This is a genomic window from Pseudomonas sp. TE3911 (assembly GCF_054062775.1).
On sequence record NZ_JBSSFP010000001.1, the window covers coordinates 1,535,383 to 1,561,049 of the forward strand.

The 25,667-nt window shown below is 59.0% G+C and carries 26 protein-coding genes; 10 read left to right on the top strand and 16 right to left on the bottom strand.

What is annotated here, in order from left to right; genetic code table 11:
• Positions 1 to 19: 19 nt before the first annotated feature.
• The 5 genes from hflD to ACVWXD_RS07085 form a co-directional block, all read right to left on the bottom strand.
• Positions 20 to 643 (bottom strand): high frequency lysogenization protein HflD, encoded by a 624-nt coding sequence (gene hflD / locus ACVWXD_RS07065; RefSeq protein ID WP_027606331.1) that lies wholly within the window; start codon positions 641 to 643, stop codon positions 20 to 22.
• Complete coding sequence (gene mnmA / locus ACVWXD_RS07070) at positions 640 to 1,764, bottom strand: tRNA 2-thiouridine(34) synthase MnmA (RefSeq protein ID WP_032889682.1); 1,125 nt, start codon at positions 1,762 to 1,764, stop codon at positions 640 to 642. Before mnmA ends, hflD begins: the two co-directional genes overlap by 4 nt.
• 59 nt (positions 1,765 to 1,823) lie before the next feature.
• A complete protein-coding gene (locus ACVWXD_RS07075; RefSeq protein ID WP_181643412.1) occupies positions 1,824 to 2,270 on the bottom strand; it encodes an NUDIX hydrolase in 447 nt (148 codons plus the stop codon).
• A 60-nt stretch (positions 2,271 to 2,330) separates the two neighbouring features.
• Positions 2,331 to 2,732: a carbohydrate-binding module family 20 domain-containing protein gene (locus ACVWXD_RS07080; protein WP_122756437.1), complete on the bottom strand. Its 402-nt coding sequence runs from the start codon at positions 2,730 to 2,732 to the stop codon at positions 2,331 to 2,333.
• 178 nt (positions 2,733 to 2,910) lie between these two features.
• A complete protein-coding gene (locus ACVWXD_RS07085) occupies positions 2,911 to 5,136 on the bottom strand; it encodes an NADP-dependent isocitrate dehydrogenase (protein WP_099601025.1) in 2,226 nt (741 codons plus the stop codon).
• A 494-nt stretch (positions 5,137 to 5,630) separates the two neighbouring features.
• Here ACVWXD_RS07085 and icd point away from each other — a divergent pair, with 494 nt between their 5' ends.
• Complete coding sequence (gene icd, locus ACVWXD_RS07090) at positions 5,631 to 6,887, top strand: NADP-dependent isocitrate dehydrogenase (protein ID WP_457370817.1); 1,257 nt, start codon at positions 5,631 to 5,633, stop codon at positions 6,885 to 6,887.
• A gap of 83 nt (positions 6,888 to 6,970) precedes the next feature.
• On the opposite strand, the gene cspD is transcribed toward icd, so the two are convergent.
• A complete protein-coding gene (gene cspD / locus ACVWXD_RS07095) occupies positions 6,971 to 7,249 on the bottom strand; it encodes a cold shock domain-containing protein CspD (RefSeq protein ID WP_163033180.1) in 279 nt (92 codons plus the stop codon).
• 226 nt (positions 7,250 to 7,475) lie between these two features.
• Between cspD and clpS the strand changes: the two genes are divergently transcribed.
• Both clpS and clpA read left to right on the top strand, forming a co-directional pair.
• Positions 7,476 to 7,844, top strand: coding sequence for an ATP-dependent Clp protease adapter ClpS (gene clpS / locus ACVWXD_RS07100; RefSeq protein WP_010567912.1), 369 nt, complete (start codon positions 7,476 to 7,478; stop codon positions 7,842 to 7,844).
• Positions 7,845 to 7,873: 29 nt separating this feature from the next.
• Positions 7,874 to 10,144 (top strand): ATP-dependent Clp protease ATP-binding subunit ClpA, encoded by a 2,271-nt coding sequence (gene clpA, locus ACVWXD_RS07105; RefSeq protein ID WP_032889678.1) that lies wholly within the window; start codon positions 7,874 to 7,876, stop codon positions 10,142 to 10,144.
• Positions 10,145 to 10,327: 183 nt separating this feature from the next.
• On the opposite strand, the gene infA is transcribed toward clpA, so the two are convergent.
• The 3 genes from infA to aat all read right to left on the bottom strand — a co-directional run bounded on the left by infA (position 10,328) and on the right by aat (position 12,091).
• Positions 10,328 to 10,546, bottom strand: a complete 219-nt coding sequence (gene infA, locus ACVWXD_RS07110; protein ID WP_002553999.1) for a translation initiation factor IF-1 — start codon at positions 10,544 to 10,546, stop codon at positions 10,328 to 10,330.
• Positions 10,547 to 10,646: 100 nt separating this feature from the next.
• Complete coding sequence (locus ACVWXD_RS07115; RefSeq protein WP_032889677.1) at positions 10,647 to 11,354, bottom strand: arginyltransferase; 708 nt, start codon at positions 11,352 to 11,354, stop codon at positions 10,647 to 10,649.
• A gap of 56 nt (positions 11,355 to 11,410) precedes the next feature.
• Positions 11,411 to 12,091, bottom strand: a complete 681-nt coding sequence (aat, locus tag ACVWXD_RS07120) for a leucyl/phenylalanyl-tRNA--protein transferase (protein ID WP_032889676.1) — start codon at positions 12,089 to 12,091, stop codon at positions 11,411 to 11,413.
• A 497-nt stretch (positions 12,092 to 12,588) separates the two neighbouring features.
• On the opposite strand from aat, the gene ACVWXD_RS07125 reads away from it, so the two are divergent.
• The 6 genes from ACVWXD_RS07125 to cysG are packed head-to-tail and all read left to right on the top strand — an operon-like array spanning position 12,589 to position 20,087.
• A complete protein-coding gene (locus tag ACVWXD_RS07125; RefSeq protein WP_032889675.1) occupies positions 12,589 to 14,997 on the top strand; it encodes a DNA translocase FtsK in 2,409 nt (802 codons plus the stop codon).
• A gap of 54 nt (positions 14,998 to 15,051) precedes the next feature.
• A complete protein-coding gene (gene lolA / locus ACVWXD_RS07130) occupies positions 15,052 to 15,675 on the top strand; it encodes an outer membrane lipoprotein chaperone LolA (RefSeq protein WP_032889674.1) in 624 nt (207 codons plus the stop codon).
• Between the two features lie 23 nt (positions 15,676 to 15,698).
• Positions 15,699 to 17,021: a replication-associated recombination protein A gene (locus tag ACVWXD_RS07135; protein ID WP_032889673.1), complete on the top strand. Its 1,323-nt coding sequence runs from the start codon at positions 15,699 to 15,701 to the stop codon at positions 17,019 to 17,021.
• Positions 17,021 to 17,395, top strand: a complete 375-nt coding sequence (gene crcB, locus ACVWXD_RS07140) for a fluoride efflux transporter CrcB (protein WP_032889672.1) — start codon at positions 17,021 to 17,023, stop codon at positions 17,393 to 17,395. The genes ACVWXD_RS07135 and crcB overlap by 1 nt, the downstream gene beginning before the upstream one ends.
• Positions 17,396 to 17,411: 16 nt before the next feature.
• On the top strand, positions 17,412 to 18,692 hold the full coding sequence (gene serS / locus ACVWXD_RS07145; RefSeq protein WP_032889671.1) for a serine--tRNA ligase: 1,281 nt from the start codon (positions 17,412 to 17,414) through the stop codon (positions 18,690 to 18,692).
• Positions 18,693 to 20,087 carry a siroheme synthase CysG gene (cysG, locus tag ACVWXD_RS07150; protein ID WP_181643408.1) on the top strand — a complete coding sequence of 465 codons (1,395 nt, stop codon included), beginning with the start codon at positions 18,693 to 18,695 and terminating at the stop codon, positions 20,085 to 20,087. It abuts the gene before it with no gap.
• Positions 20,088 to 20,203: 116 nt separating this feature from the next.
• Here the strand turns inward: cysG and ACVWXD_RS07155 are convergent, their stop codons facing one another.
• From ACVWXD_RS07155 to tusD, 6 genes are all read right to left on the bottom strand, one after another.
• Complete coding sequence (locus tag ACVWXD_RS07155) at positions 20,204 to 21,199, bottom strand: glutathione S-transferase family protein (protein WP_181643407.1); 996 nt, start codon at positions 21,197 to 21,199, stop codon at positions 20,204 to 20,206.
• Positions 21,200 to 21,287: 88 nt separating this feature from the next.
• Positions 21,288 to 22,289 (bottom strand): glycosyl transferase family protein, encoded by a 1,002-nt coding sequence (locus tag ACVWXD_RS07160; protein ID WP_181643406.1) that lies wholly within the window; start codon positions 22,287 to 22,289, stop codon positions 21,288 to 21,290.
• Positions 22,286 to 22,621, bottom strand: coding sequence for a TusE/DsrC/DsvC family sulfur relay protein (locus ACVWXD_RS07165; RefSeq protein ID WP_032889667.1), 336 nt, complete (start codon positions 22,619 to 22,621; stop codon positions 22,286 to 22,288). The genes ACVWXD_RS07160 and ACVWXD_RS07165 overlap by 4 nt, the downstream gene beginning before the upstream one ends.
• A complete protein-coding gene (gene tusB / locus ACVWXD_RS07170) occupies positions 22,618 to 22,896 on the bottom strand; it encodes a sulfurtransferase complex subunit TusB (RefSeq protein WP_457370818.1) in 279 nt (92 codons plus the stop codon). Before tusB ends, ACVWXD_RS07165 begins: the two co-directional genes overlap by 4 nt.
• Positions 22,896 to 23,246 carry a sulfurtransferase complex subunit TusC gene (tusC, locus tag ACVWXD_RS07175; RefSeq protein WP_032889665.1) on the bottom strand — a complete coding sequence of 117 codons (351 nt, stop codon included), beginning with the start codon at positions 23,244 to 23,246 and terminating at the stop codon, positions 22,896 to 22,898. Before tusC ends, tusB begins: the two co-directional genes overlap by 1 nt.
• A 1-nt stretch (position 23,247) precedes the next feature.
• Positions 23,248 to 23,640, bottom strand: coding sequence for a sulfurtransferase complex subunit TusD (gene tusD / locus ACVWXD_RS07180; protein WP_032890039.1), 393 nt, complete (start codon positions 23,638 to 23,640; stop codon positions 23,248 to 23,250).
• Between the two features lie 157 nt (positions 23,641 to 23,797).
• Here tusD and ACVWXD_RS07185 point away from each other — a divergent pair, with 157 nt between their 5' ends.
• Entirely contained in the window at positions 23,798 to 24,973 is a 1,176-nt protein-coding gene (locus ACVWXD_RS07185; RefSeq protein ID WP_181643404.1) for a CaiB/BaiF CoA transferase family protein, read from the top strand.
• 96 nt (positions 24,974 to 25,069) lie between these two features.
• On the opposite strand, the gene ACVWXD_RS07190 is transcribed toward ACVWXD_RS07185, so the two are convergent.
• Complete coding sequence (locus ACVWXD_RS07190; protein WP_032890037.1) at positions 25,070 to 25,564, bottom strand: SprT family zinc-dependent metalloprotease; 495 nt, start codon at positions 25,562 to 25,564, stop codon at positions 25,070 to 25,072.
• Between the last annotated feature and the right edge of the window lie 103 nt (positions 25,565 to 25,667).

The window sequence follows — 25,667 nt, forward strand, 5'->3', positions numbered from 1 at the left end:
AAAAGCCCTTTGCTGCGACTTATTCGTTGCGCATCAACGGGTAAAGCTCTTTGAGCAATTTTCGACGGCTGATCACCAGCTGCCAGCGATGGCCGCCCAACTGGCGCCACAACCGCGCCGAGCGAATACCGGCCAGAAGCAGGGCGCGGATTTTCGAGGCGTTGTTCGGTTGCTGCAGGTTGCGCATGTCGCCGTGAACCTGGATCCGCTGGCGCAAAGTGCTCAAGGTGTCTTGATACAGCGCACCACAGGCGGCGATCACGTTTTCGTGGGCCGGGCCGAAGTGTTCTACCTGAGACTGGATCTGTGGCAGGCGTTTGCCGATGGTTTCCAGCATGTCTTCGCGCTTGGCCAGTTGGCGCTCGAGGCCGAGCATCGACAGGGCGTAGCGCAGCGGCTCGCGCTGCAGGGTGCTGGGGTCGCGCTCCAGGGCGCCGATCAGGGCGCGGTAACCTTCACGCAGTGCGAGGTCGTCGCCGCCGTAGACTTCCAGGGTGTCCTTGGGGTCGCGGATCAGCAGGCTGCCGAGCATGCAAGTCAGGCCGGCTTCGGTGACCTGGCCGGTCTTGGCGATCTTGTCCACGAGCACGGCGGAGAGAAATACCCCGCCGAGTGCCGTCAATTGCTCTTGGGTAGGGCTCATGCCGGGTTGCTCCAGGCTTGCGCGACTTCAATCACGCCGCCGCCCAGGCAAATTTCGCCGTCATAGAACACCACCGACTGGCCAGGAGTGACCGCACGTTGCGGGTCATCAAAGGTGGCGCGGTAGCCTGTCGCCGTTTTTTCCAGGGTGCAGGGCTGGTCGCTTTGGCGATAGCGCACTTTGGCAGTCAGGCGGCGCGGGGTGCTCAGGTCGATCGGGTTGACCCAATAGATCTCCGAGGCCAGCAGCGCGCCCGAGAACAGCAGCGGGTGTTCATTACCCTGGCCGACGATCAGCACGTTGTTTTCCAGGTCCTTGACCAGCACATACCACGGCTCTTCACCGGCGTCTTTCAAACCGCCGATGCCCAGGCCCTGGCGTTGGCCGATGGTGTGGTACATCAGGCCGTGGTGACGGCCGATCACTTCACCTTCGGTGGTCTTGATCTCACCCGGCTGCGCCGGAAGGTATTGCTTAAGGAAGTCGCTGAAGCGGCGCTCGCCGATAAAGCAAATCCCGGTGGAATCCTTTTTCTTCGCGGTAGCCAGGCCGTGTTTCTCGGCGATCCTGCGAACTTCGGGTTTTTCCAGCTCGCCCACCGGGAACAGGGTCTTGGCGATCTGTTCACCGCCAACAGCGTGTAGGAAGTAGCTCTGGTCCTTGTTCGGGTCCAGGCCCTTGAGCAGTTCAGTACGGCCATCGATGTCGCGACGGCGCACGTAGTGGCCAGTGGCAATCAGGTCGGCGCCAAGGATCATGGCGTAGTCGAGGAACGCCTTGAACTTGATTTCGCGGTTGCACAGGATGTCCGGGTTCGGCGTGCGACCGGCCTTGTATTCAGCCAGGAAGTGCTCGAACACATTGTCCCAGTACTCGGCGGCGAAGTTGGCGGTGTGCAGCTTGATACCGATCTTGTCACACACGGCCTGGGCATCTGCCAGGTCGTCCATGGCGGTGCAATATTCCGTTCCATCGTCTTCTTCCCAGTTCTTCATGAACAGGCCTTCCACCTCATAACCCTGCTCCATGAGCAGAACGGCGGAAACGGAAGAATCCACGCCGCCGGACATGCCGACGATGACGCGCTTCTTTTGTGTGTCAGAAGGGGCTGGATCACGCATAGGGTTTCAACGGGTGTCTTGAAAAAGGACGCGATTCTAGCAGGCCTGGGCCCGCAAGGCTAAAGAGAAGGGCGGATCAATTCCAGACTGTGACGCTGGCCGGCCAGATAATCATCGATGCAGTGGATGATCAGCTCGCTGCGCCAGTCCTCGCGCACGGCCATCAGCTCGTCACGGCTCAGCCAGCGGGCGCGCAGGATGCCTTCGTCGAGTTGGTAGTTCGGGTGGTGTTTCAGGGCTTTGGCAATGAAACAGACCCGTTGGTAGGTCACGCCATTGCTGGGTGCGGTGTACAGATAGATGCCTACGATACCGGTAGCTTCCACGTCCCAGCCGGTTTCTTCGAGGGTTTCACGCACGGCTGCTTCGGTGAGGGTTTCATGCGGGTCGAGGTGGCCGGCGGGCTGGTTGAGCACAGCGCGGCCGCCCTTGAGTTCTTCGACCATCAGGAAGCGTCCGTTGTCTTCGACGATGGTGGCGACGGTAATGTGGGGTTGCCAGGTCATAAGCGGGTCTCGAATTCAGGCGGGGCAGCTCCCATGATACGCCTGGCATCAGCAAGCTGCTCAGAACGTGCCGGTGGTCTGAGCCGAGGGAGAGAAAATCAATGTCGTCTCATTGTCCGGGTCGGGTTGCCACTTCTGAACATCCAGAGGGTTATTTTCGTTGCGAATAATACACTTCCACTTCACCTCCTGATTGAGCTCAACATTTGCAAAACTCACCTCGCCTGTCCACGTCGGGTAGTTTGCAGGGCTTAGCAAAAAAGCTTTCGCTGGAACCCATTCCCCGATCTCCGGTCGCGAGCCAACCACGTAAACGCTATATCCGGGTGTCGTGATGCCGTTTTTACAGGTGAAGTTTGCCTGGAGGAAATACTTTATTTTGATGTCTTGACCTGCATCTGACAATGGCGCTAAAGCGAGCAGGAACAGGTATAGCGGCAGTAGTTTGTGGGTGCGAAACATTTGATGGACTCCTGTTCTCGGGTCATTAATCACAAGAGCAGAATGTTCTTTTGGGGGCAGGGCGTAACCTGTCAACATTTACAGTTCGCTAGCATTTTTCGATATAGCTTCAGCTCTGTCAGGGCCTTAAAACAAAAACCCCGGCACATGGCCGGGGCTTCTTTGCATCCTTACAACCTTACTTCAACTTGGCAATCGCCGCATTGAGGGTGTTGCTTGGGCGCATGGCCTTGCTGGTCAGCTCTGGGTTCGGCGCGTAGTAGCCGCCGATGTCCACTGGCTTGCCCTGTACGGCGTTGAGTTCGGCAACAATGGTTGCTTCGTTCTCGGCCAGAGTTTTTGCCAGTTCGCCGAACTGCGCTTGCAGTGCAGTGTCCTCGGTCTGGGCGGCCAGGGCTTGAGCCCAGTACAGCGCCAGGTAGAAGTGGCTGCCGCGGTTGTCGATGTTGCCGACTTTGCGCGATGGCGACTTGTTGTTGTCGAGGAATTGGCCAGTGGCCTGGTCCAGGGTCTTGGACAGTACCAGGGCTTTCGGGTTGTTGTACGTCACACCCAAATGCTCAAGGGAGGCGGCCAGGGCCAGGAATTCGCCCAGGGAGTCCCAGCGCAGGAAGTTTTCTTCCAGCAACTGTTGCACGTGCTTCGGTGCCGAACCGCCGGCGCCGGTTTCGAACAGGCCACCGCCGTTCATCAGCGGCACGATCGACAGCATCTTGGCGCTGGTGCCCAGTTCCATGATCGGGAACAGGTCGGTCAGGTAGTCGCGCAGTACGTTGCCGGTCACCGAGATGGTGTCCAGGCCCTTGCGGGTGCGCTCCAGGGTGAACTTCATCGCGTCGACTGGCGACATGATGCGGATGTCCAGACCTTCGGTGTTGTGGTCTTTCAGATAGGCCTGAACTTTCTCGACCACGACGCCGTCGTGAGCGCGCTTAGGGTCCAGCCAGAAGATGGCAGGGGTGTTGCTGGCGCGCGCGCGGTTGACGGCAAGCTTGACCCAATCCTGGATCGGCGCGTCTTTGGTCTGGCACATGCGGAAGATGTCGCCGGCTTCGACGTTCTGTTCCATCAGCAGGTTGCCCTTGCTGTCGGTGATACGGACTACGCCGTCAGCCTTGATCTGGAAAGTCTTGTCGTGGGAGCCGTACTCTTCGGCTTTCTTCGCCATCAGGCCAACGTTTGGCACGCTGCCCATGGTGGTTGGATCGAACGCGCCATTGGCCTTGCAGTCTTCGATGACGGCTTGGTAGATGGTGGCGTAGCAGCGATCCGGGATCACGGCCTTGGTGTCGTGCAATTGGCCGTCGGTGCCCCACATCTTGCCGGAGTCACGGATCATGGCTGGCATCGAGGCGTCGACGATGACGTCGCTCGGCACGTGCAGGTTGGTGATGCCTTTGTCGGAGTTGACCATCGCCAGGGAAGGGCGAGCGGCGTAGACCGCCTGGATGTCAGCTTCGATCTGCGCTTGCTGCTCGGCCGGAAGAGCCTTGATGCGAGCGTACAGGTCACCGATGCCGTTGTTCAGGTTGAAGCCGATCTGCTCCAGTACCGTGGCGTGCTTGGCCAGGGCATCTTTATAGAACTCGGCAACGATCTGGCCGAACATGATTGGGTCGGAGACCTTCATCATGGTGGCTTTGAGGTGAACCGACAGCAGTACGCCTTGTTTCTTGGCGTCTTCGATTTCAGCGGCGATGAACGAGCGCAGTGCGTTTTTGCTCAGCACGGCGCTGTCGAGGATCTCGCCAGCTTGAGCGGTAGTCTTTTCTTTCAGGACGGTGGTGGTGCCGTCCTTGCCGACCAGCTCAATTTTGACAGTATCAGCGGCTTCGATCTGTACGGCTTTTTCGCTGCCGTAGAAGTCGCCATTGCTCATGTGGGCGATGTGGGACTTGGAGTCCGCAGCCCATGCGCCCATTTTGTGCGGGTGCTTGCGGGCATAGTTCTTGACCGACAGCGGCGCACGGCGGTCGGAGTTGCCTTCGCGCAGTACCGGGTTCACGGCGCTGCCCTTGACCTTGTCGTAACGTGCACGGGTTTCTTTTTCCGCGTCGGTGGTTACGGTTTCCGGGTAGTCCGGCAGGGCGTAGCCCTGGGCCTGCAGTTCCTTGATCGCCGCTTGCAGCTGCGGGGTCGAGGCGCTGATGTTAGGCAGCTTGATGATGTTGGCTTCAGGGGTAACGGCCAGGTCGCCCAGTTCGGCGAGGTGGTCCGGTATGGCCTTGTTGCCCAGTTGCTCGGGGAAGCTTGCGAGGATGCGCCCGGCGAGAGAAATATCGCGGGTTTCCACGGCAATATCAGCGGAAGCGGTGAAGGCCTCTACGATAGGCAGCAGTGAATAGGTGGCGAGGGCAGGGGCTTCGTCGGTGAAGGTGTAGATGATCTTCGAGCGGGTGGGCATATTCGGATTAACTCTCTTCTTTGCTGAAAGCGTGCGCAGAAACTCGAGATGCGCCGGGTGGAGCGCGTTCGTTCAAAGTCATCCATGAGCGAAATGTCGAGGTTTCTTCGCGGTGATGTTGGGTTGCATCAGTCGAGCGTCAAGCGGGTGGACTATTGTAATAGTCCGGCTTTGTAGCTGAAGGCACCTATTCTAGAGCGGTCAGCCGTCGTGACTCTTGGGTCAGCGGCGGCATTATACATAGGTCGCTATGCTTACGCCGAGCCTTCATACAAAAGGTGTGTCGTCCATTGGTCTAAAGGTCGCAGGTACCGGGGTACGCCTAAAGTCGCATGATGTGCTCAAGATTGGCGCTTTTCCCTTTGCTTTCAGGCTTGTAGGCGACAAATTATGCTGTTTTCGATGCAAATGAACATGGCGTGAGGTTTCGGTCGTCATTTATCTGGAGTAGGCTCGAACGCAGCCAGATGTTTAATCCATAGATGGAGTTCAGCATGGGATACAAGAAGATTCAGGTTCCGGCAGTCGGCGACAAAATCACCGTCAATGCAGACCATTCTCTCAATGTTCCTGACCAACCGATCATCCCTTATATCGAAGGTGACGGTATTGGCGTCGACATCAGCCCGGTGATGATCAAAGTGGTCGACGCAGCTGTTGAAAAGGCATACGGCGGCAAGCGCAAGATCTCGTGGATGGAGGTGTACGCCGGCGAAAAGGCGACTGAGGTCTACGATCAGGATACCTGGCTGCCCCAGGAAACCCTGGATGCCGTCAAGGATTACGTGGTGTCCATCAAGGGTCCGCTGACCACGCCGGTCGGTGGTGGTATTCGATCGCTGAACGTGGCTCTGCGTCAGCAGCTCGACCTTTATGTGTGCCTGCGCCCAGTGCGTTGGTTCGAAGGTGTGCCGAGTCCGGTCAAGAAGCCCGGCGACGTGGACATGACCATCTTTCGCGAAAACTCCGAAGACATTTACGCCGGGATCGAGTGGAAGGCTGGCTCGCCGGAAGCTATTAAAGTGATCAAGTTCCTCAAGGAGGAAATGGGCGTTACCAAGATCCGCTTCGACCAGGATTGCGGGATTGGCATCAAGCCGGTGTCCAAAGAGGGCACTAAGCGCTTGGCGCGCAAGGCCTTGCAATATGTGGTGGATAACGACCGCGAATCGCTGACCATCGTGCACAAAGGCAACATCATGAAGTTCACCGAAGGGGCCTTCAAGGAATGGGCCTATGAAGTGGCGGCCGAAGAGTTCGGCGCGACCCTGCTCGATGGTGGGCCGTGGATGCAGTTCAAGAACCCGCGCACCGGCAGGAATGTGGTGGTCAAGGATGCAATCGCCGACGCCATGCTCCAGCAGATCCTGCTGCGTCCGGCTGAATATGACGTGATTGCAACCCTTAACCTCAATGGTGACTACCTGTCTGATGCGTTGGCGGCGGAAGTGGGTGGTATCGGCATTGCGCCGGGTGCCAACCTGTCTGACACCGTTGCAATGTTCGAGGCGACTCACGGGACAGCGCCCAAGTATGCGGGCAAGGATCAGGTCAATCCGGGGTCTTTGATCCTTTCAGCGGAAATGATGCTGCGTCATATGGGTTGGATTGAAGCTGCCGATCTGATCATCAAGGGCACCAATGGCGCCATTTCGGCCAAGACCGTGACCTATGATTTCGAGCGCCTGATGGAGGGCGCCACGCTGGTGTCGTCGTCGGGCTTCGGTGATGCGCTGATCTCGCATATGTAACGTCTCACGCGACAAAAAACGGCCATCCCAGCTTGAGTGGGATGGCCGTTTTTCTTGCCGCAGACTGCATGCTCGGCGGCGGTTCAGGCCGGTTGCTTCTTCTCTTTATGAGCGTGTTTCTCCGTGGTCTTTTCCGGTGCTTGCGCGCTCACTGCGCCGATGTTCACGGCATGCAGTCCCTTGGGGCCTTGAATGATTTCAAAACTCACGGGCTGGCCCGCTTTCAGCGTTCTATAACCATCCATTTGGATTGCTGAATAGTGCGCAAAAAGGTCCTCGTTTTTCCCTTCCTCATTAACAAAGCCATATCCTTTGGCGTTGTTGAACCACTTGACCTTGCCATTGATCTTGACGCCGGACATACCCATTTCCCTCTGCACCAGACTCCATCACTGGAGTATCATCCAGTTTATCCGTCCTAACCCGAATAAATTAAGGTTGACTGCGCGGACCTTTTTTACCCACTGTGGGTTCTATTGGTTGTAACACCGATTCGCCGATAGTCAAGGCGACCGGCCAGTTGAGAGTTGAAATTCTGACAGGTCGCCCCCACCACTGTATTTGAACCACTGACGAACCTTTCTTTCCATGCATGCAATCAGCCAGATTCGACTAACATTCAATCAGGATCGACCGGATCACGAACACGATGACGACGGTTCTGCAGGCATTGCTGTTCAGGAGGCCAAGCCTGCTCTACAGGCGCCGCCGATGTACAAGGTGGTTTTGTTCAATGATGACTACACACCGATGGATTTCGTGGTCGAAGTGCTCGAGGTGTTTTTTAACCTGAACCGAGAGTTGGCGACCAAGGTAATGCTGGCCGTTCACACAGAAGGACGGGCAGTATGTGGAGTGTTTACCCGTGACATCGCCGAGACAAAGGCCATGCAGGTCAACCAGTACGCCAGGGAAAGCCAGCATCCGCTACTCTGTGAAATCGAGAAGGACGGTTAACGCCGACCACTTGGGTATGAGGTGAAGCTATGTTAAACCGCGAGCTCGAAGTCACCCTCAATCTTGCCTTCAAGGAGGCTCGTTCGAAGCGTCATGAATTCATGACAGTCGAACACCTTTTGCTGGCACTTTTGGATAACGAAGCTGCCGCCACCGTTCTGCGTGCGTGCGGCGCCAACCTCGACAAACTCAAGCATGACCTGCAGGAGTTTATCGACTCCACCACGCCACTGATCCCCGTGCATGACGAGGACCGCGAGACCCAGCCAACCCTGGGCTTCCAGCGGGTATTGCAGCGTGCTGTTTTCCACGTACAGAGCTCCGGTAAGCGTGAAGTCACAGGCGCCAACGTGCTTGTGGCGATCTTCAGCGAACAGGAAAGCCAGGCAGTGTTCCTGCTCAAACAGCAGAGCGTTGCCCGTATTGATGTCGTCAACTATATCGCCCACGGTATCTCCAAGGTGCCTGGGCACGGCGATCATTCCGAGGGTGAGCAGGATATGCAGGACGACGAGGGCGGTGAGTCTTCTTCTTCAAGCAACCCGCTGGATGCCTATGCCAGCAATCTCAACGAACTGGCGCGCCAGGGTCGGATCGATCCGCTGGTGGGGCGTGAGCTTGAGGTTGAGCGTGTAGCGCAAATCCTCGCGCGTCGTCGCAAGAACAATCCGTTGCTGGTGGGTGAGGCGGGCGTGGGTAAAACCGCAATCGCCGAAGGCTTGGCCAAGCGTATAGTGGATAACCAGGTGCCTGACCTGCTGGCCAACAGCGTAGTCTACTCCCTTGATCTGGGCGCGTTGCTCGCCGGGACCAAGTACCGGGGCGATTTCGAGAAGCGCTTCAAGGCGTTGCTCGGCGAGTTGAAAAAACGCCCGCAGGCGATCCTGTTCATCGACGAAATCCACACCATCATTGGTGCTGGCGCGGCGTCTGGCGGGGTGATGGATGCGTCCAATCTGCTCAAGCCGTTGCTGTCGTCGGGTGATATCCGCTGCATTGGTTCGACCACCTTCCAGGAATTCCGTGGCATCTTCGAGAAAGACCGTGCGCTGGCGCGTCGCTTCCAGAAGGTCGACGTGTCCGAGCCTTCGGTTGAAGACACCATCAGCATCCTGCGCGGGCTCAAGGGGCGTTTTGAAGCGCACCATGGCATCGAGTACACCGATGAGGCGCTGCGTGCAGCTGCAGAGCTGGCGTCGCGTTACATCAATGATCGGCATATGCCGGATAAAGCCATCGACGTGATCGACGAGGCGGGGGCTTATCAGCGCCTGCAACCGATCGAGAAACGTGTGAAACGCATCGACGTGCCTCAGGTCGAGGACATCGTGGCGAAGATTGCGCGAATTCCACCAAAGCACGTCAACAGCTCCGACAAAGAGCTGCTGCGTAACTTGGAGCGCGATCTCAAGCTCACTGTGTTCGGCCAGGATGCAGCCATCGACGCGCTGTCCACTGCGATCAAATTGTCGCGTGCGGGCCTCAAGTCGCCGGACAAACCGGTCGGCTCGTTCCTGTTTGCTGGCCCGACCGGTGTCGGCAAAACCGAAGCGGCGCGGCAGTTGGCCAAGGCCATGGGGATCGAGCTTGTGCGGTTCGACATGTCTGAGTACATGGAGCGTCATACCGTGTCGCGCTTGATCGGTGCGCCTCCTGGGTATGTAGGCTTTGATCAGGGCGGTTTGTTGACCGAAGCGATCACTAAGCAGCCCCATTGCGTATTGCTGCTCGATGAAATCGAGAAGGCTCACCCGGAAGTCTTCAACCTGCTGCTGCAGGTCATGGATCACGGGACCCTGACCGACAACAACGGACGCAAGGCGGACTTCCGCAACGTGATCGTAATCATGACCACCAACGCCGGTGCCGAAACAGCCGCGCGGGCTTCGATCGGCTTTACCCATCAGGACCACTCCTCTGATGCGATGGAAGTGATCAAAAAGAGCTTCACGCCGGAGTTCCGCAACCGTCTGGACACCATTATCCAGTTTGGTCGCCTCAGCCACGAGGTTATCAAGAGTGTGGTGGACAAGTTCCTCACCGAGCTTCAAGCGCAGTTGGAAGACAAGCGCGTGCAGCTGGATGTCACGGAGGCGGCGCGCAGTTGGATCGCCGAGGGTGGCTACGATGCCGCAATGGGCGCCCGCCCAATGGCGCGTCTGATCCAGGACAAGATCAAGCGGCCATTGGCCGAAGAGATCCTGTTCGGCGAACTCTCCGACCATGGTGGCGTGGTGCATATCGACCTGAAGGATGGCGAGCTGACCTTCGAGTTCGAAACCACGGCTGAAATGGCCTGATCGTTCTGCAGTAACGCAAAAGGCGCCGAAAGGCGCCTTTTTGCTGTCTTGAAATGCAGTTCTCAGAACAATGAAGATCCGGTGTGGGAGGGGGCAAGTCGCCTCCCACAGGAATCATCGGTGTTTGAGAATCCCATGCACACAAAAACGCCCGGCATAACCGGGCGTTTTGTATTGACTTGCTTAGCGAGCGCGGTAAGTGATGCGCCCTTTGCTCAAGTCATAGGGCGTCAGCTCGACGCGCACTTTGTCACCGGTAAGAATACGAATGTAGTTCTTGCGCATCTTGCCGGAGATATGCGCGGTTACGACGTGCCCATTTTCCAACTCCACACGAAACATGGTGTTGGGCAGGGTGTCGACGACAGTGCCTTCCATTTCGAAGCTGTCTTCTTTCGACATGCAGTAAAGCCCTCGGTATCCAGTGAATGGCCCGGTGCAACTGCGCCAGGCAAAAGCGGCGTGCATTGTGCCCGAAAAAGGGTGTTTAAGCCAAGGGGTTCTAGTTAAGCGTGACCCATCTTTGATTAATTAGCAGTTCTATGGGGCGATATTGGGTCTTGTAGCTCATCTTTTTGCAGTTCTTGATCCAGTATCCGAGGTAGACGGCCTCCAGCTCCAGGCGCAGTGCTTCGCCGATTTGCCAGAGGATTGCAAAGCGCCCGAGGCTGCGGCGCTCTTCGGCAGGTTCATAGAACGTGTATACCGCCGACAGGCCATTAGGCAGCAAGTCGGTCACGGCGACGGCCAGCAGGCGACCGTCCGCTCGAAACTCATAGAAGCGTGAAAAGGGTAGGTCACGCACTAGAAACGTGGAGAACTGGTCGCGGCTCGGGGGGAACATATCGCCGTCGGCGTGGCGTTGCTCAATATAGCGCTGGTAAAGGTCGAAATATTCTTCGGTAAATCGAGGCTTGCACGATGTCACCGTCAGGTCGGCGTTGCGCTTGAGGATGCGCTTCTGGTTACGATCCGGCAGAAATTGCGCCACGGGCAGGCGTGCCGGTACGCAGGCATTGCAGTTCTGACAATGGGGTCGGTAAAGGTGGTCGCCACTGCGTCGAAAGCCCATTTCCGAAAGATCGGCATACACGTGCACGTCCATCGGTTGGCTGGGGTCGAGGAACAACGTGGTGGCCTGCTCGTCTGGCAGATAGCTGCAAGAGTGGGCTTGAGTGGCATAAAACTTCAAACGCGCCAACTCGGTCATGATCAACCCTCGGGATAAGCTTTGAAATAAGTGTAAGCCAGGTGCGCGGATGTCGCCTAAGAAACCCATGGTCCGGTGTTGGGCTGGTCCAAGTGGTCGCGTAGAAAACCGGCGAACTCAGTGCGAGGAATGGCGCGGGCACCCAAGCTGTGCAAGTGATCGTTGGGCATCTGGCAGTCGATCAGCACAAAGCCCCAGGCCTGTAATTGTCGTGTCAGTGTGGCGAAGCCGAATTTTGAGGCATTGTCGGCGCGGCTGAACATGGATTCGCCAAAAAACAGTTGGCCCATCGCTAGGCCATACAGGCCTCCCACCAGCACCCCTTCGTCCCATACTTCTACCGAGTGTGCATGGCCGCGTTTGTGCAACTCCAGGTAGGCGCTCTGAATGCCTTCGGTGATCCAGGTGCCATCGGCATAGGCGCGCGGTGCGGCGCAGGCTTGGATGACTGCTGCGAAGTCCTGGTCGAATGTCACGCTGTAGCGCTGCTGGCGTAACAGCTTGCTCAGGCTGCGGGATACGTGCAGCTCGTCAGGGAAGATCACCGTGCGCGGGTCCGGAGACCACCAGAGGATCGGTTGACCCTCCGAGAACCATGGGAAGCAGCCATGGCGGTAGGCTTGGACCAGTCGCTCGGCCGACAGGTCGCCGCCGGCGGCGAGCAGGCCATTGGGTTCGCGCATAGCTTTGGCCAGCGGTGGGAAGGTCAGGGTATTGCGTTGTAACCAGGTCAGCATGGCATCCAGGCTTATGGAAGGGGAGGGGAGTGGCAGGTATGACACCCGCCTCGGCAGTGCTGATTATTGTCGACGCAGCGCCATCGGGCCAGCTTGAATCAGCCATTGATGCGTATTAGCGTGAGCGGGTGTTTCTGCAACTCTATGCCGGGGGTGTGGTCGTATTCGGGGCCGGCCCATGCAGGCCATTTGCCAAGCTTGTCTGGATTAGTAAAAACAGTTCATAAGCCTTTGTCAGCAAAGACAATGCATGCTCAAATTGAACATGTCGTGACACACAATTGGCTATGCTGCCTGAAGAAAGCCAAGTGGCGTGGCATCGGGGGTACAAACCCGTACAATGCGGCCATTGTGGCGTTATCGTCCTTTCATTCAGCAATTGCCCAGTGTTAAACGTACATTCAACGACGATCGTTTATTTTTCAACTGCTCGGATTGGGCAGTATTTGCAGTCATTCAACAGATGGACGCGCTAAAGGCGCAGGAAAAGACCCGTTTTGAAGAAATCCGCCGCAACACCTAAAGCAGCAGTCGTGCCGGCTTGGCGCCAGCACCTGCATTATCGACTCAAGGAAGGCGCGCTGATCGCTATCGGCGCGCTGTGCTTGTTCCTGATGATGGCCTTGCTCACCTACGGCAAGGACGATCCGGGCTGGAGCCACAACAGCAAGATAGACGATGTGCAAAACTTCGGCGGTCCGGTGGGTTCCTACAGCGCCGACATCCTCTTCATGGTGCTGGGTTACTTTGCTTACATCTTCCCGCTGCTGCTGGCGATCAAGACCTGGCAGATCTTCCGTCAGCGTCACGAGCCGTGGCAGTGGAGCGGCTGGCTGTTCTCCTGGCGCCTGATCGGTCTGGTGTTCCTGGTGCTCTCCGGCGCGGCGCTGGCCCATATTCATTTCCATGCGCCCACCGGTTTGCCGGCGGGCGCGGGCGGGGCCTTGGGCGAAAGCCTCGGCGACCTGGCGCGCAAGACCCTGAATATCCAGGGCAGCACTCTGATGTTTATTGCGCTTTTCCTGTTCGGCCTCACGGTGTTCACCGACCTCTCGTGGTTCAAGGTGATGGACGTGACAGGCAAGATCACCCTCGACCTGCTCGAATTATTCCAGGGCGCAGCCAACCGTTGGTGGTCCGCTCGTGTTGACCGCAAACGCATGGTGGCTCAGTTGCGTGAGGTGGATACCCGCGTCAACGAAGTCGTAGCCCCAAGCACACCGGATCGCCGCGAACAGGCCAAGGTCAAGGAGCGCCTGATCGAGCGCGAACAGGCCCTGAGCAAGCACATGTCCGACCGCGAGAAGCAGGTGCCGCCTGTGATTGCACCTGCGCCGCCCAAGGCCCCCGAGCCAAGCCATCGCGTGCAGAAAGAGAAACAGGCGCCGTTGTTTGTCGATAGCGCTGTCGAAGGCACCTTGCCGCCGATCTCGATTCTCGACCCGGCTGAAAAGAAACAGCTCAACTATTCCCCCGAATCACTGGCGGCTGTCGGCCACTTGCTGGAAATCAAGCTCAAGGAATTCGGCGTCGAAGTGTCGGTGGACTCGATCCACCCTGGCCCGGTGATTACCCGTTACGAAATTCAGCCGGCCGCTGGTGTGAAAGTCAGCCGCATCTCCAACTTGGCCAAAGACTTGGCCCGCTCCCTGGCCGTGACCAGCGTGCGTGTGGTGGAAGTGATCCCCGGCAAAACCACCGTGGGTATCGAGATTCCCAACGAAGACCGCCAGATCGTGCGCTTCTCCGAAGTACTGTCGACGCCGGAATACGACAACTTCAAATCGCCGGTCACCCTGGCGCTGGGCCATGACATCGGCGGTAAGCCGGTTATCACTGACCTGGCGAAAATGCCTCACCTGCTGGTCGCCGGTACCACCGGTTCCGGTAAGTCGGTGGGCGTGAACGCGATGATCCTATCGATCCTGTTCAAGTCCGGCCCGGAAGACGCCAAGCTGATCATGATCGACCCGAAGATGCTTGAACTGTCGATCTACGAAGGCATTCCACATCTGCTGTGCCCGGTGGTCACCGACATGAAGGACGCGGCCAACGCCCTGCGCTGGAGCGTTGCCGAGATGGAGCGCCGCTACAAGCTGATGGCGAAGATGGGTGTACGTAACCTGTCGGGCTTCAACGCCAAGGTCAAGGAAGCCCAGGACGCCGGCACACCGCTGACCGACCCGCTGTACAAACGCGAAAGTATTCACGACGAAGCGCCACTGTTGAGCAAGCTGCCGACCATCGTGGTGGTGGTCGACGAGTTCGCCGACATGATGATGATCGTCGGCAAGAAGGTTGAAGAGCTGATCGCGCGTATCGCCCAGAAAGCGCGGGCAGCAGGTATTCACTTGATCCTCGCCACCCAGCGTCCGTCGGTGGACGTGATCACCGGTCTGATCAAGGCCAACATCCCGACGCGCATGGCGTTCCAGGTATCGAGCAAGATCGACTCGCGGACCATCATCGACCAGGGTGGCGCCGAGCAACTGTTGGGTCACGGCGACATGCTCTACATGCCACCGGGCACCAGCCTGCCGATTCGCGTACACGGCGCCTTTGTTTCCGATGATGAAGTGCACCGCGTGGTGGAAGCCTGGAAGCTGCGCGGCGCACCCGAATACAACGACGACATCCTCGCCGGCGTCGAAGAAGCTGGCAGCGGTTTCGACGGTGGCAGCAGCGGTGGCGACGACGATGCCGAGACCGACGCCCTTTACGACGAAGCCGTGGCGTTTGTGCTGGAAAGCCGTCGCGCGTCGATTTCTGCAGTTCAGCGCAAGCTGAAAATCGGCTACAACCGCGCCGCCCGCATGATCGAAGCGATGGAAAACGCCGGTGTCGTCACCGCAATGAACACCAACGGCTCGCGTGAAGTCATTGCCCCTGGGCAGATGCGCGACTGATCCCGCGCCGCGTGGCAGCACGCGGCGCGCCCTTACGACTCAATGAGGACTCCCATGCGCTTTATCCGCATGCTGTTGTTGCCGGCACTGGCCCTGACCGCTGTTTCGGCTCACGCTGACCCGGCCTCTGTCGCCAGCCTGACCAACCTGCTGGACAAATCCAAGACCCTGACGGCGCGCTTCTCCCAACTGACCCTGGATGCCGGCGGTACCCGTTTGCAGGAAACGGCAGGCGAAATGGCTGTGCAGCGTCCGGGGCTGTTCTACTGGCACACCGAAGGGAAGGCTGAGCAGACCATCGTTTCCGACGGCCAGAAGGTCACGTTGTGGGACCCGGATCTGGAACAGGCGACTATCAAGAAGCTCGACCCGCGCCTGAATCAGACGCCTGCGCTGTTGCTGTCGGGTGATGTGTCGAAGATTAACGACAGCTTCGACATCACCTCCAAGCAAACCAGCAACGTGATCGAATTCACCCTCAAGCCGAAGTCCAAGGACACGCTGTTTGACAGCCTGCACCTGTCTTTCGGTAACGGCGTGATCAATAACATGCGCCTGATCGACAGCGTCGGCCAACGCACCGATATCCTGTTCTCCGGGGTCAAGGCCAACGAGCCGGTGCCTGCTTCCAAGTTCAAGTTCGACATCCCTAAGGGTGCCGACGTGATCCAGGAATAAACCAGAGGTTTCAAACGCTGCCCATGGATCTGTTTCGAAGTGACCCGATTGCCCAACCCCTGGCCGCGCGTTTGCGTTCGACCAACCTGGATGAGTACGTCGGTCAGGAACACCTGCTCGCTCGCGGCAAGCCTTTGCGCGAAGCCCTGGAGCAGGGCGCGCTGCATTCGATGATTTTCTGGGGCCCGCCGGGGGTGGGTAAAACCACTCTGGCGCGGCTGCTGGCGAAAGTCTCGGATGCGCACTTCGAAACGGTTTCCGCGGTGCTGGCTGGGGTCAAGGAAATCCGCCAGGCGGTGGAAGTGGCCAAGCAGCAGGCTGGGCAATACGGTAAGCGCACCATCCTGTTTGTCGACGAAGTGCATCGCTTCAACAAGTCGCAGCAGGATGCGTTCCTGCCTTATGTCGAAGATGGCACGCTGATCTTTATCGGCGCCACTACCGAAAACCCGTCCTTCGAATTGAATAACGCCTTGCTGTCGCGGGCGCGAGTGTATGTGCTCAAGAGCCTCGATGAAGCGGCGATGCAAAAGCTGCTGCACCGCGCGTTGAGTGAAGACAAGGGCCTGGGCAAGCGCCAACTGAGTGTCAGCGAAGAAGGCTTCAAGATCCTGCTCACCGCTGCCGATGGCGACGGTCGCCGTTTTCTCAACCTGCTGGAGAATGCGTCGGACCTGGCCGAGGATGGCAGCGAGATTGGCGTCGATCTGTTGCAAAGCCTGCTCGGCGACACTCGTCGTCGGTTCGACAAGGGCGGCGAAGCGTTCTACGACCAGATTTCGGCGCTGCACAAATCTGTGCGTGGCTCCAACCCTGACGGCGCGCTGTATTGGTTCGCGCGGATGATCGACGGCGGCTGCGACCCCTTGTACCTGGCGCGCCGCGTGGTACGCATGGCCAGCGAAGACATCGGCAACGCTGACCCGCGCGCCTTGAGCCTGTGCCTGGCGGCGTGGGACGTGCAGGAGCGGCTCGGCAGCCCGGAAGGTGAGTTGGCGGTGGCCCAGGCCATCACTTACTTGGCCTGCGCGCCGAAAAGCAACGCGGTGTACATGGGCTTCAAGGCGGCGCTACGTGCTGCCGCCGAGCACGGCTCCCTTGAAGTGCCGCTGCACCTGCGCAATGCGCCGACCAAGTTGATGAAACAATTGGGCTACGGCGATGAATACCGCTATGCCCACGATGAGCCGGACGCCTATGCCGCCGGCGAAGACTACTTCCCAGATGAGCTTGAGCCATTGCCGCTCTACCAGCCGGTGCCCCGTGGCCTGGAGCTGAAAATCGGTGAAAAACTCAATCACCTGGCCCAACTCGATCGCCTCAGCCCCAAACAGCGGAGAAAGTAGTGCTCAAGACGATTCTTGCCGTGTCCGCAGCCGGCATCGCTGGTACATTATTGCGTTTCGCCACCGGTACTTGGGTGAGCGCCAACTGGCCTAAGCATTTTTATGCCGCAACCCTTGCGGTCAACCTTGTTGGCTGCTTGATCATTGGGTTGCTGTACGGCTGGTTCCTGTTGCGCCCGGAAATACCGATTGAAATTCGTGCCGGCTTGATTGTCGGCTTTGTAGGCGGTCTGACGACCTTTTCATCCTTTTCACTGGATACGCTGCGCTTGCTGGAAAGCGGGCAGGCCCTGGTCGCCTTTGGGTACCTGGGCATCAGCGTGTTCGGCGGGCTGCTCGCCACCTGGGCTGGCCTGTCCTTGACCAAACTTTGATAAACGAGAGACCGACATGCTCGATTCCAAACTGTTACGTAGCAACCTTCAGGACGTAGCGGACCGCCTGGCATCCCGTGGCTTTGCCTTGGATGTTGCGCGCATCGAAGCGCTGGAAGAACAGCGCAAGACCGTCCAGACCCGCACCGAAGCACTGCAGGCTGAGCGTAATGCGCGTTCCAAATCCATCGGTCAGGCCAAGCAGCGCGGCGAAGACATCGCGCCGCTGATGGCGGACGTCGAGCGTATGGGCACCGAGCTGTCCGACGGCAAGGTCGAGCTGGACAAGATCCAATCCGAGCTGGATTCGATCCTGCTGGGCATCCCCAACATTCCGCACGAGTCTGTGCCCGTTGGCGAAGACGAAGACGGCAACGTCGAAGTGCGCCGCTGGGGCACGCCAAAAGCCTTTGATTTCGAGATCAAGGACCACGTCGCCCTGGGCGAATTGACCGGTGGCCTGGATTTCGAAACCGCCGCCAAGATGTCCGGCGCGCGCTTTGCGTTGCTGCGCGGTCCGATTGCGCGCATGCACCGTGCCTTGGCGCAATTCATGATCAACCTGCACACCGGCGAGCACGGCTACGAAGAGGCCTACACCCCGTACCTGGTTCAAGGTCCGGCGCTGATGGGTACCAGCCAGTTGCCGAAGTTCGAAGAAGACCTGTTCAAGATCAGCCGCGATGGTGAAGCCGATCTGTACCTGATCCCGACTGCTGAAGTGTCGCTGACCAACATCGTCGCTGGCGAGATCCTCGATGCCAAGCAACTTCCACTCAAGTTCGTGGCCCACAGCCCGTGCTTCCGCAGTGAAGCCGGTGCATCGGGTCGTGACACCCGCGGCATGATCCGCCAGCACCAGTTCGACAAGGTGGAGATGGTGCAAGTAGTTGAGCCGTCGACCTCCATGGAAGCCCTGGAAGGCCTGACCGCCAACGCCGAACGCGTGCTGCAACTGCTGGAGCTGCCGTACCGAGTGCTGGCTCTGTGCACCGGCGACATGGGTTTCAGTGCCGTGAAGACCTACGATCTGGAAGTTTGGGTGCCGAGCCAGGATAAGTACCGCGAGATCTCGTCGTGCTCCAACTGCGGTGATTTCCAGGCCCGTCGTATGCAGGCGCGTTTCCGTAACCCGGAAACCGGCAAGCCGGAACTGGTGCACACCCTCAACGGTTCGGGCCTGGCTGTAGGTCGTACCCTGGTTGCCGTGCTGGAAAACTACCAGCAGGCTGACGGTTCTATCCGCGTACCTGAAGTGCTCAAGCCTTACATGGCGGGCGTTGAGGTCATCGGCTAAATGGAATTTCTGCCGCTGTTTCATAACCTGCGCGGCAGCCGTGTGTTGGTCGTTGGTGGCGGGGAAATTGCTTTGCGCAAATCCCGGCTGCTGGCCGACGCCGGTGCGGTGTTGCGGGTGGTTGCTCCTCAGATCGAAGACCAGTTGCGTGAATTGGTACTGGGCAGTGGCGGGGAACTGATTGTGCGCGGTTATCAGGAGGCCGACCTTGACGGTTGCACCCTGATCATCGCCGCCACCGACGACGAGCCACTGAATGCGCAAGTGTCCAGTGATGCCAAGCGTCGCTGTGTACCGGTCAATGTGGTGGACGCGCCGGCCTTGTGCAGTGTGATCTTCCCGGCAATTGTCGACCGCTCTCCCTTGGTGATTGCGGTGTCCAGCGGCGGCGATGCGCCGGTGCTGGCACGCTTGATCCGCGCCAAGCTGGAAACCTGGATTCCGTCCACCTATGGCCAGTTGGCGGGGTTAGCGGCGCGTTTTCGTGCCCAGGTCAAAGGCTTGTATCCGGATGTGCAGCAACGTCGTGCGTTCTGGGAAGAAGTGTTCCAGGGCCCGATTGCCGACCGCCAGTTGGCCGGGCAGGGTGATGAGGCTGAGCGTCTACTGATTGAAAAGGTCAACGGCGCACCGCCGTATGCGCCGGGTGAGGTCTACCTGGTGGGCGCAGGCCCGGGCGATCCCGACCTGTTGACCTTCCGCGCGCTGCGTTTGATGCAGCAAGCGGACGTGGTGCTCTATGACCGCTTGGTCGCCCCGGCGATTCTTGACCTGTGCCGCCGCGATGCCGAACGTGTGTATGTCGGCAAGCGTCGCGCAGACCATGCCGTGCCGCAGGACCAGATCAACCAGCAACTGGTGGACCTGGCCAAGCAAGGCAAGCGCGTGCTGCGCCTCAAGGGTGGCGATCCGTTCATCTTCGGGCGTGGTGGTGAAGAGATCGAAGAGCTGGCGGCCCATGGCATCCCGTTCCAGGTGGTACCAGGAATCACGGCGGCCAGCGGCTGCGCGGCCTATGCGGGTATTCCGCTGACTCACCGTGACTATGCGCAGTCAGTACGCTTTATCACCGGGCATTTGAAGAACGGGACGTCGGACCTGCCTTGGAGTGATCTCGTGGGGCCGTCGCAAACCCTAGTGTTCTACATGGGCTTGATTGGCTTGCCGATTATCTGCGAGCAACTGATCAAGCATGGCCGTGCTTCTGATACCCCGGCGGCGTTAATCCAGCAGGGCACCACCTCCAACCAGCGCGTGTTCACCGGCACGCTGGCGGACTTGCCGCGCATGGTGGCGGAGCATGAAGTGCATGCGCCGACGCTGGTGATCGTGGGTGAGGTGGTGATGTTGCGTGAGAAGCTGAAGTGGTTTGAAGGCGCCCAGTCTCAGGTCTGAGCCTTTTAAAAACATCGGGAGCAAGCCCCCTTCCATATTTTTACTGTATTCACAGTTCCAAATGTGGAAGGGGGCTTGCTCTCGATGAGGCCATCACACACAGCGCATTTCCTGAATCAGCGCCAGACGCCTTCGCCACTCAACCGCTGGCGATCATGCCCAGCATCAAACCTTTGCAACGGCCCCTTTGGCACAACCCCCGTCGGGTTGATCGTGCGGTGACTGGCATAGTAATGCCCCTTGATGTGCTCAAAATCCACCGTCTCGGCCACCCCCGGCCACTGAAACATTTCCCTCAGCCAATTCGACAGATTCGGATAATCCGCAATCCGCCGCAGATTGCATTTGAAGTGGCTGTAATACACCGCATCAAAACGAATCAACGTGGTGAACAACCGCACATCCGCTTCGGTCAGGTACTCGCCGGCCAGGTAGCGATGGTCGCCCAAGTGCTGTTCCAGATGGTCCAGTTCAGCAAACACATCATCAAACGCGCTTTCATACGCTTTTTGTGAGGTGGCAAAACCTGCGCGGTACACGCCATTGTTCACGGCCGGATAGATCCGCTCGTTCAGCTCATCGATGGTTGTACGTAGGGACTCGGGATAGAAATCCAGGGTATTGCCAGTCAGTCCGTTGAAGGCGCTGTTGAACATGCGGATGATCTCCGCCGATTCATTGCTGACGATGCGCTTGAGCTTCTTGTCCCACAAGACCGGCACGGTCACGCGGCCGGTGTAGTCGGCTGTGTCGGCGGTGTAGCGTTGGTGCATAAATTCGAAATTATCCAGCTTATCGCCGGTCGAGCCGTGGGCCTTGTCGAAGGTCCAGCCGTTTTCCAGCATCAGCCAGCTGACTACGGACACATCGATCAGGCTTTCGAGGCCCTTGAGCTTGCGCAGGATCAGCGTGCGGTGCGCCCATGGGCAGGCCAGGGACACATAGAGGTGATAACGACCGGCCTCGGCCTTAAAGCCGCCTTCGCCGCTCGGGCCAGGTTGGCCGTCGGCGGTCACCCAGTGGCGCCGCTGTGCCTGTTCCCGTTGGAAAGCGCCGTCTGCGCTACTTTCGTACCACTGGTCTTTCCAGCGTCCTTCGATCAGCAAACCCATGACTGGCTCCTTGGCTAATAAGCGTTGGAGCCCAGTCTAAAGGGATGAGTTCGAACTAAAAGCGCAAAGACTGCGGATGAATGATCGATTAAATCGATTTATCCCGTGCTTCCCAATATTGCTGCGCCAGTTCGAACGCCTGCTCCCGCGGGTGGTCAAGGCCGCGCAAGGCCAGGGCCATGGTGGCGATCAGCGCCAGCTGCGGGTAGCTGTCCTCTGCATCGCCGCGCCATACGGCCTTCAAGTGCTCAGGCTCCAGCGTTGCCGGCTTGACGTGGCGCTGGGCGGAGAGGGCGGGCCATTCTTCATCCCAGCTCTCGCCGCCGGTGGTGCCGTACAGGTGGCTGATAGTGTCGGGGTTGATCTCTATCTCGCCACCGTCGCCTTTCACCACAATCACGTTATCCCCGAGCAGCCCGCTGGCATCGCGGTGCACGCCCTGGTAGCCCGGATGAAAGATGCTTTGCAAGCCGCAACGGGCATTCAACGGGTTGAGCAGCCGCGCCAGCGAGTGGATCGGCGAGCGAAGACCCAAGGTGTTGCGCAAATCGATCATGCGTTGCAGTTGTGGTGCCCAGTCGCCCAGCGGGATAAATGCGAGGTTTGCGTGCTCAAACGCCGTACCGACCTGTTGCCAGTTTCGGCACAGGGGAATGTGCAGGGTATCCAGCAGCTGCTCGGTGTATAGCCGGCCCGCCGTATGGGCGCCGCCGCCGTGTATCAGGATGCGCACACCGTTCTGCGCCAGGCATTTGGCTGCCAGCAGGAACCACGGCAGGTGGCGTTTCTTGCCGGCATAGGTGGGCCAGTCGACGTCGACATTCAGTGCGGGGGCATCCAGGCGCTCGCGCACGGCTTCGGTGAAGCCGGCGAGTTCTTCCGGGCTTTCTTCCTTGTGCCGAAGCAGCATCAGGAAGGCGCCCAGTTGGGTGTCTTCGACTTTTTCGTCGAGCAACATGCCCATGGCTTCGCGGGCTTCTTCGCGGGTGAGGTTACGCGCGCCGCGCTTGCCTTTGCCCAGGATGCGTACGAATTGCGCAAATGGGTGCTCGGCAGGAGTTTGCAGGGTCAGTGGGGAGAAGTCGGTCATAAGCAATTCGTCGGCCGGGGCAGGCCCGCCAGCTTGGCGGCGAGTTTGGCGGGAGTGCCGTTGAACAATTGGTTGAGGTGCAGGCTGTTGCCTTTGTCCGGGCCTAGCTTCAAGGCGGTGTACTTGATCAGCGGGCGCGTGGCTGGGGACAGCTGGAATTCGGCGTAAAAGCCGCGCAATAGTTCGAGGATTTCCCAGTGCGCCGCAGTCAATACCAGGTTTTCGGCGGTGGCCAGGGCGTTGGCCACCTCGGTGGACCAGTCGTTCAGGTCGACGAGGTAGCCGTCTTTGTCCAGTTCGAGGCGGCGCTCGCCCACGGTCAGGGTGTTCATAGCCAGGTGTTGACCTTGTCGTAGTCGATCGACAGTTGCACGAAACCGGGATAGTCCACGCTGTCGGCCCAGTCCGGTAATGGCAGGTTGCGCGCCTGCATGTCTTCGGCCAGCACAAAGACCTTCACGCCCTTGGTTTGCAGGGCTGGGGCGTGCAGCCCGTAGGCGCCGTCGCCGCACAGCATGATCGCGTCCTCGGCGCCGCAGATACGCAGGCAGCTGTCGAGGCGGCTATCGGTAAACGGGGAGTGAGACACCACGTGTAAAGTCGACATCAGAGGGTAATTACCTGGTCGTAACGGTCAATCAATTGGGAAATAGCGTCGTTGCTCAACGGTTGCGCTTCGGTTGGCGGCGTCAAGCCACGCACGGCCATGCTGTGGCGGCAGACAAACACATCATCGATGCCGAACAGCTCCAATGCCTGCAGGTTGGCACTGAGGTCCTTTTGTTGCACGGCCTTGGCGTTCTGGTGCGGCGCGAGCTGGAACACGCCGTCATCCATGAACAGCAAGCCGATGGGCAGATCAAAGGCGCCACCCGCCAGCACGATATCCAGCGCTTCCCGTGCGCTCGGCCCGGACCACGGCGCCTGACGGCTGATCAGCAATAAGGATTTGGACATTTCACGGCCCTCCAAAACAGATCAGGCGGTCGGCATCCTGGATTGCATCATGCAATTGCCCCAGGCCTGACAGCGTCCACGGTGCATCCAGGTTCACTGCGCTGCGTTGATAGCGCGTGGCCTCTTCGCTGTTGAGCACGCCACGACGCAGGGCGGCGGCGATGCATACCACGCCGTCGAGCTGATGAGTGCTGACAAACTCACGCCATTGGCGGGCAATGTCCTGCTCATCTTGGGGCGCTACGAGGTTGTTGGACGCGCTGTAAACGCCATCCTGATAAAAAAACAACCGCACAATCTCATGCCCACCGGCCAACGCCGCCTGGGCGAAGAGCAAGGCGCGGCGCGAAGAGGGCGCGTGGGCGGCGGAATACAGGGCAATCGCGAACTTCATGGAACACTCGGCAAGCAAACGTAGGCCAATGATAAAGCCGCCGTCGCGAAAAAGCCCGCCGTGATCAAAACGGTCACTGTCGGTGATCGTTCTGACGATTGCCGGTAGGCGCAAGGCTGCCTAGTCTGTGGGCATTCGAACCGAAAGTGGAGTCCCCATGTCAGGTCCCTTGGCGTCCCTCAAAGTACTGGATTTTTCCACCTTGCTGCCCGGCCCGTTTGCTTCGTTGATGCTGGCGGACATGGGCGCCGAGGTGCTGCGTATCGAATCGCCCACGCGCCTGGACATGCTGCGGGTCTTGCCGCCCCATGATCAGGGCACCTCGGCAAGCCATGCCTACCTCAATCGCAATAAACGCAGCCTGGCGCTGGACCTCAAGCAGGTCGAGGCCTTGGAGATTGTGCGGGCGCTGGTCAAAGACTACGACATCGTGCTCGAACAGTTTCGCCCCGGCGTGATGGAACGCTTGGGCCTGGGGTATGAGGCATTGAAGGCGATTAATCCCCGGCTGATTTATGTGTCGATCACCGGTTATGGCCAGACCGGCCCGTATAAGGATCGCGCCGGCCACGATATCAACTACCTGGCACTGGCAGGCGTGGCCAGCTATACCGGGCGCCAGGACAGCGGGCCGCTGCCGTTGGGTGTGCAGTTGGCGGACGTGGGCGGGGGTTCGCTGCATGCGGTGGTGGGGTTGCTGGCGGCCGTTATCGCCCGCCAGCAAAGTGGCGTCGGGCAATACCTGGATGTAAGCATGACCGATTGCTCGTTCAGCTTGAATGCCATGGCTGGGGCGGGTTATCTCGCCTGTGGTGCGGAGCCGGAATGGGAAGGCCATGTGCTCAATGGCGGGAGTTTCTACGATTACTACCGCTCGCGCGATGGGCGCTGGATGTCGGTGGGCAGCCTGGAGCCGGCGTTTATGCAGCAATTGTGTGAAGCGTTGGGGCGCCCGGAGCTGGCCGCGCAGGGCTTGAAGCCAGAGCGGCAGGCGGCGCTTAAGCAGGCCTTGCAAGTGGAGTTCGAGAAGCGCAGTTTCGCGGAATTATGCGAGCTGTTTGCCGGGGTTGATGCCTGCGTTGAACCTGTGCTGACGCTCAGCGAAGCCGTTGCCCATCCGCAGTTAAAGGCGCGGGCACTGGTCAGCCAGGTGCCCAGGGGCGATGGCTCGAGCCAGGCGCAGATTGCCTGCCCGTTGAAATTTTCGGAAGGGTTGCCAGCGCCCCGGCACATTGGCGTCGCCGTGGGCGCGCACAGTGATGAAGTGTTGGCGGAGCTGGGCTTGAGCCCGCCGCGCATCAGCGAGCTGCGCAGCTCCAAGGTGATTATGTAGTGGCTGGGCGGACGATATCGGGAGCAAGCCTCCTCCCACATTCAGGCCTGTGAATACGATCAAAATGTGGGAGGGGGGTTGCTCCCGATGAGGCCTTTATTCCACCCGGGTTTCGCCGGTAAACACCAATGTCTGCCGACAGCGCCGACACAGATACCGCCGCCCCTGAGCCACCATGCCATGGCGCTGCGACGAAAACGGAAAGTCGCTGTCGGCACATGGGCAGCGGTAGATATAGCGGGTCACCTGGCGCCGCTGCACGGCATAGGTATGGCAACGGTCCGGCGGCAGTTCGTAGACCCCGCGCATGATCAACTGCCATTCCTCGCCATGGGGCTGGATGCGTTCACCAAACAATTGGTGGGCGATCAGGTGCGCCACCTCATGGGCCACGGTCTGCTTGAGGAAGTGCTGGCTGTTTTCTCGGTACAACTGTGGGTTAAAGCGCAGCAGGTTCTCGTGCAAATGCGCGACACCGGCTTTCTGGCCCCGCAGCTTGAGGCTGACCTGGGGGCGTTTGAAGCTTCGTTTGAAAAAGGATTCGGCTTGCAGGAAACAATCTTCGACGCGGGTATTGAGTTGCTCGGGCATGCTGTACATATCTCCAGAGATGCCCAGTATGCCGCAAAGCTGAGTGTTTCCGAATCTGTCAGGCGCCGAATGGTCATGCATAACGCACAAAGCCACCTTGCGG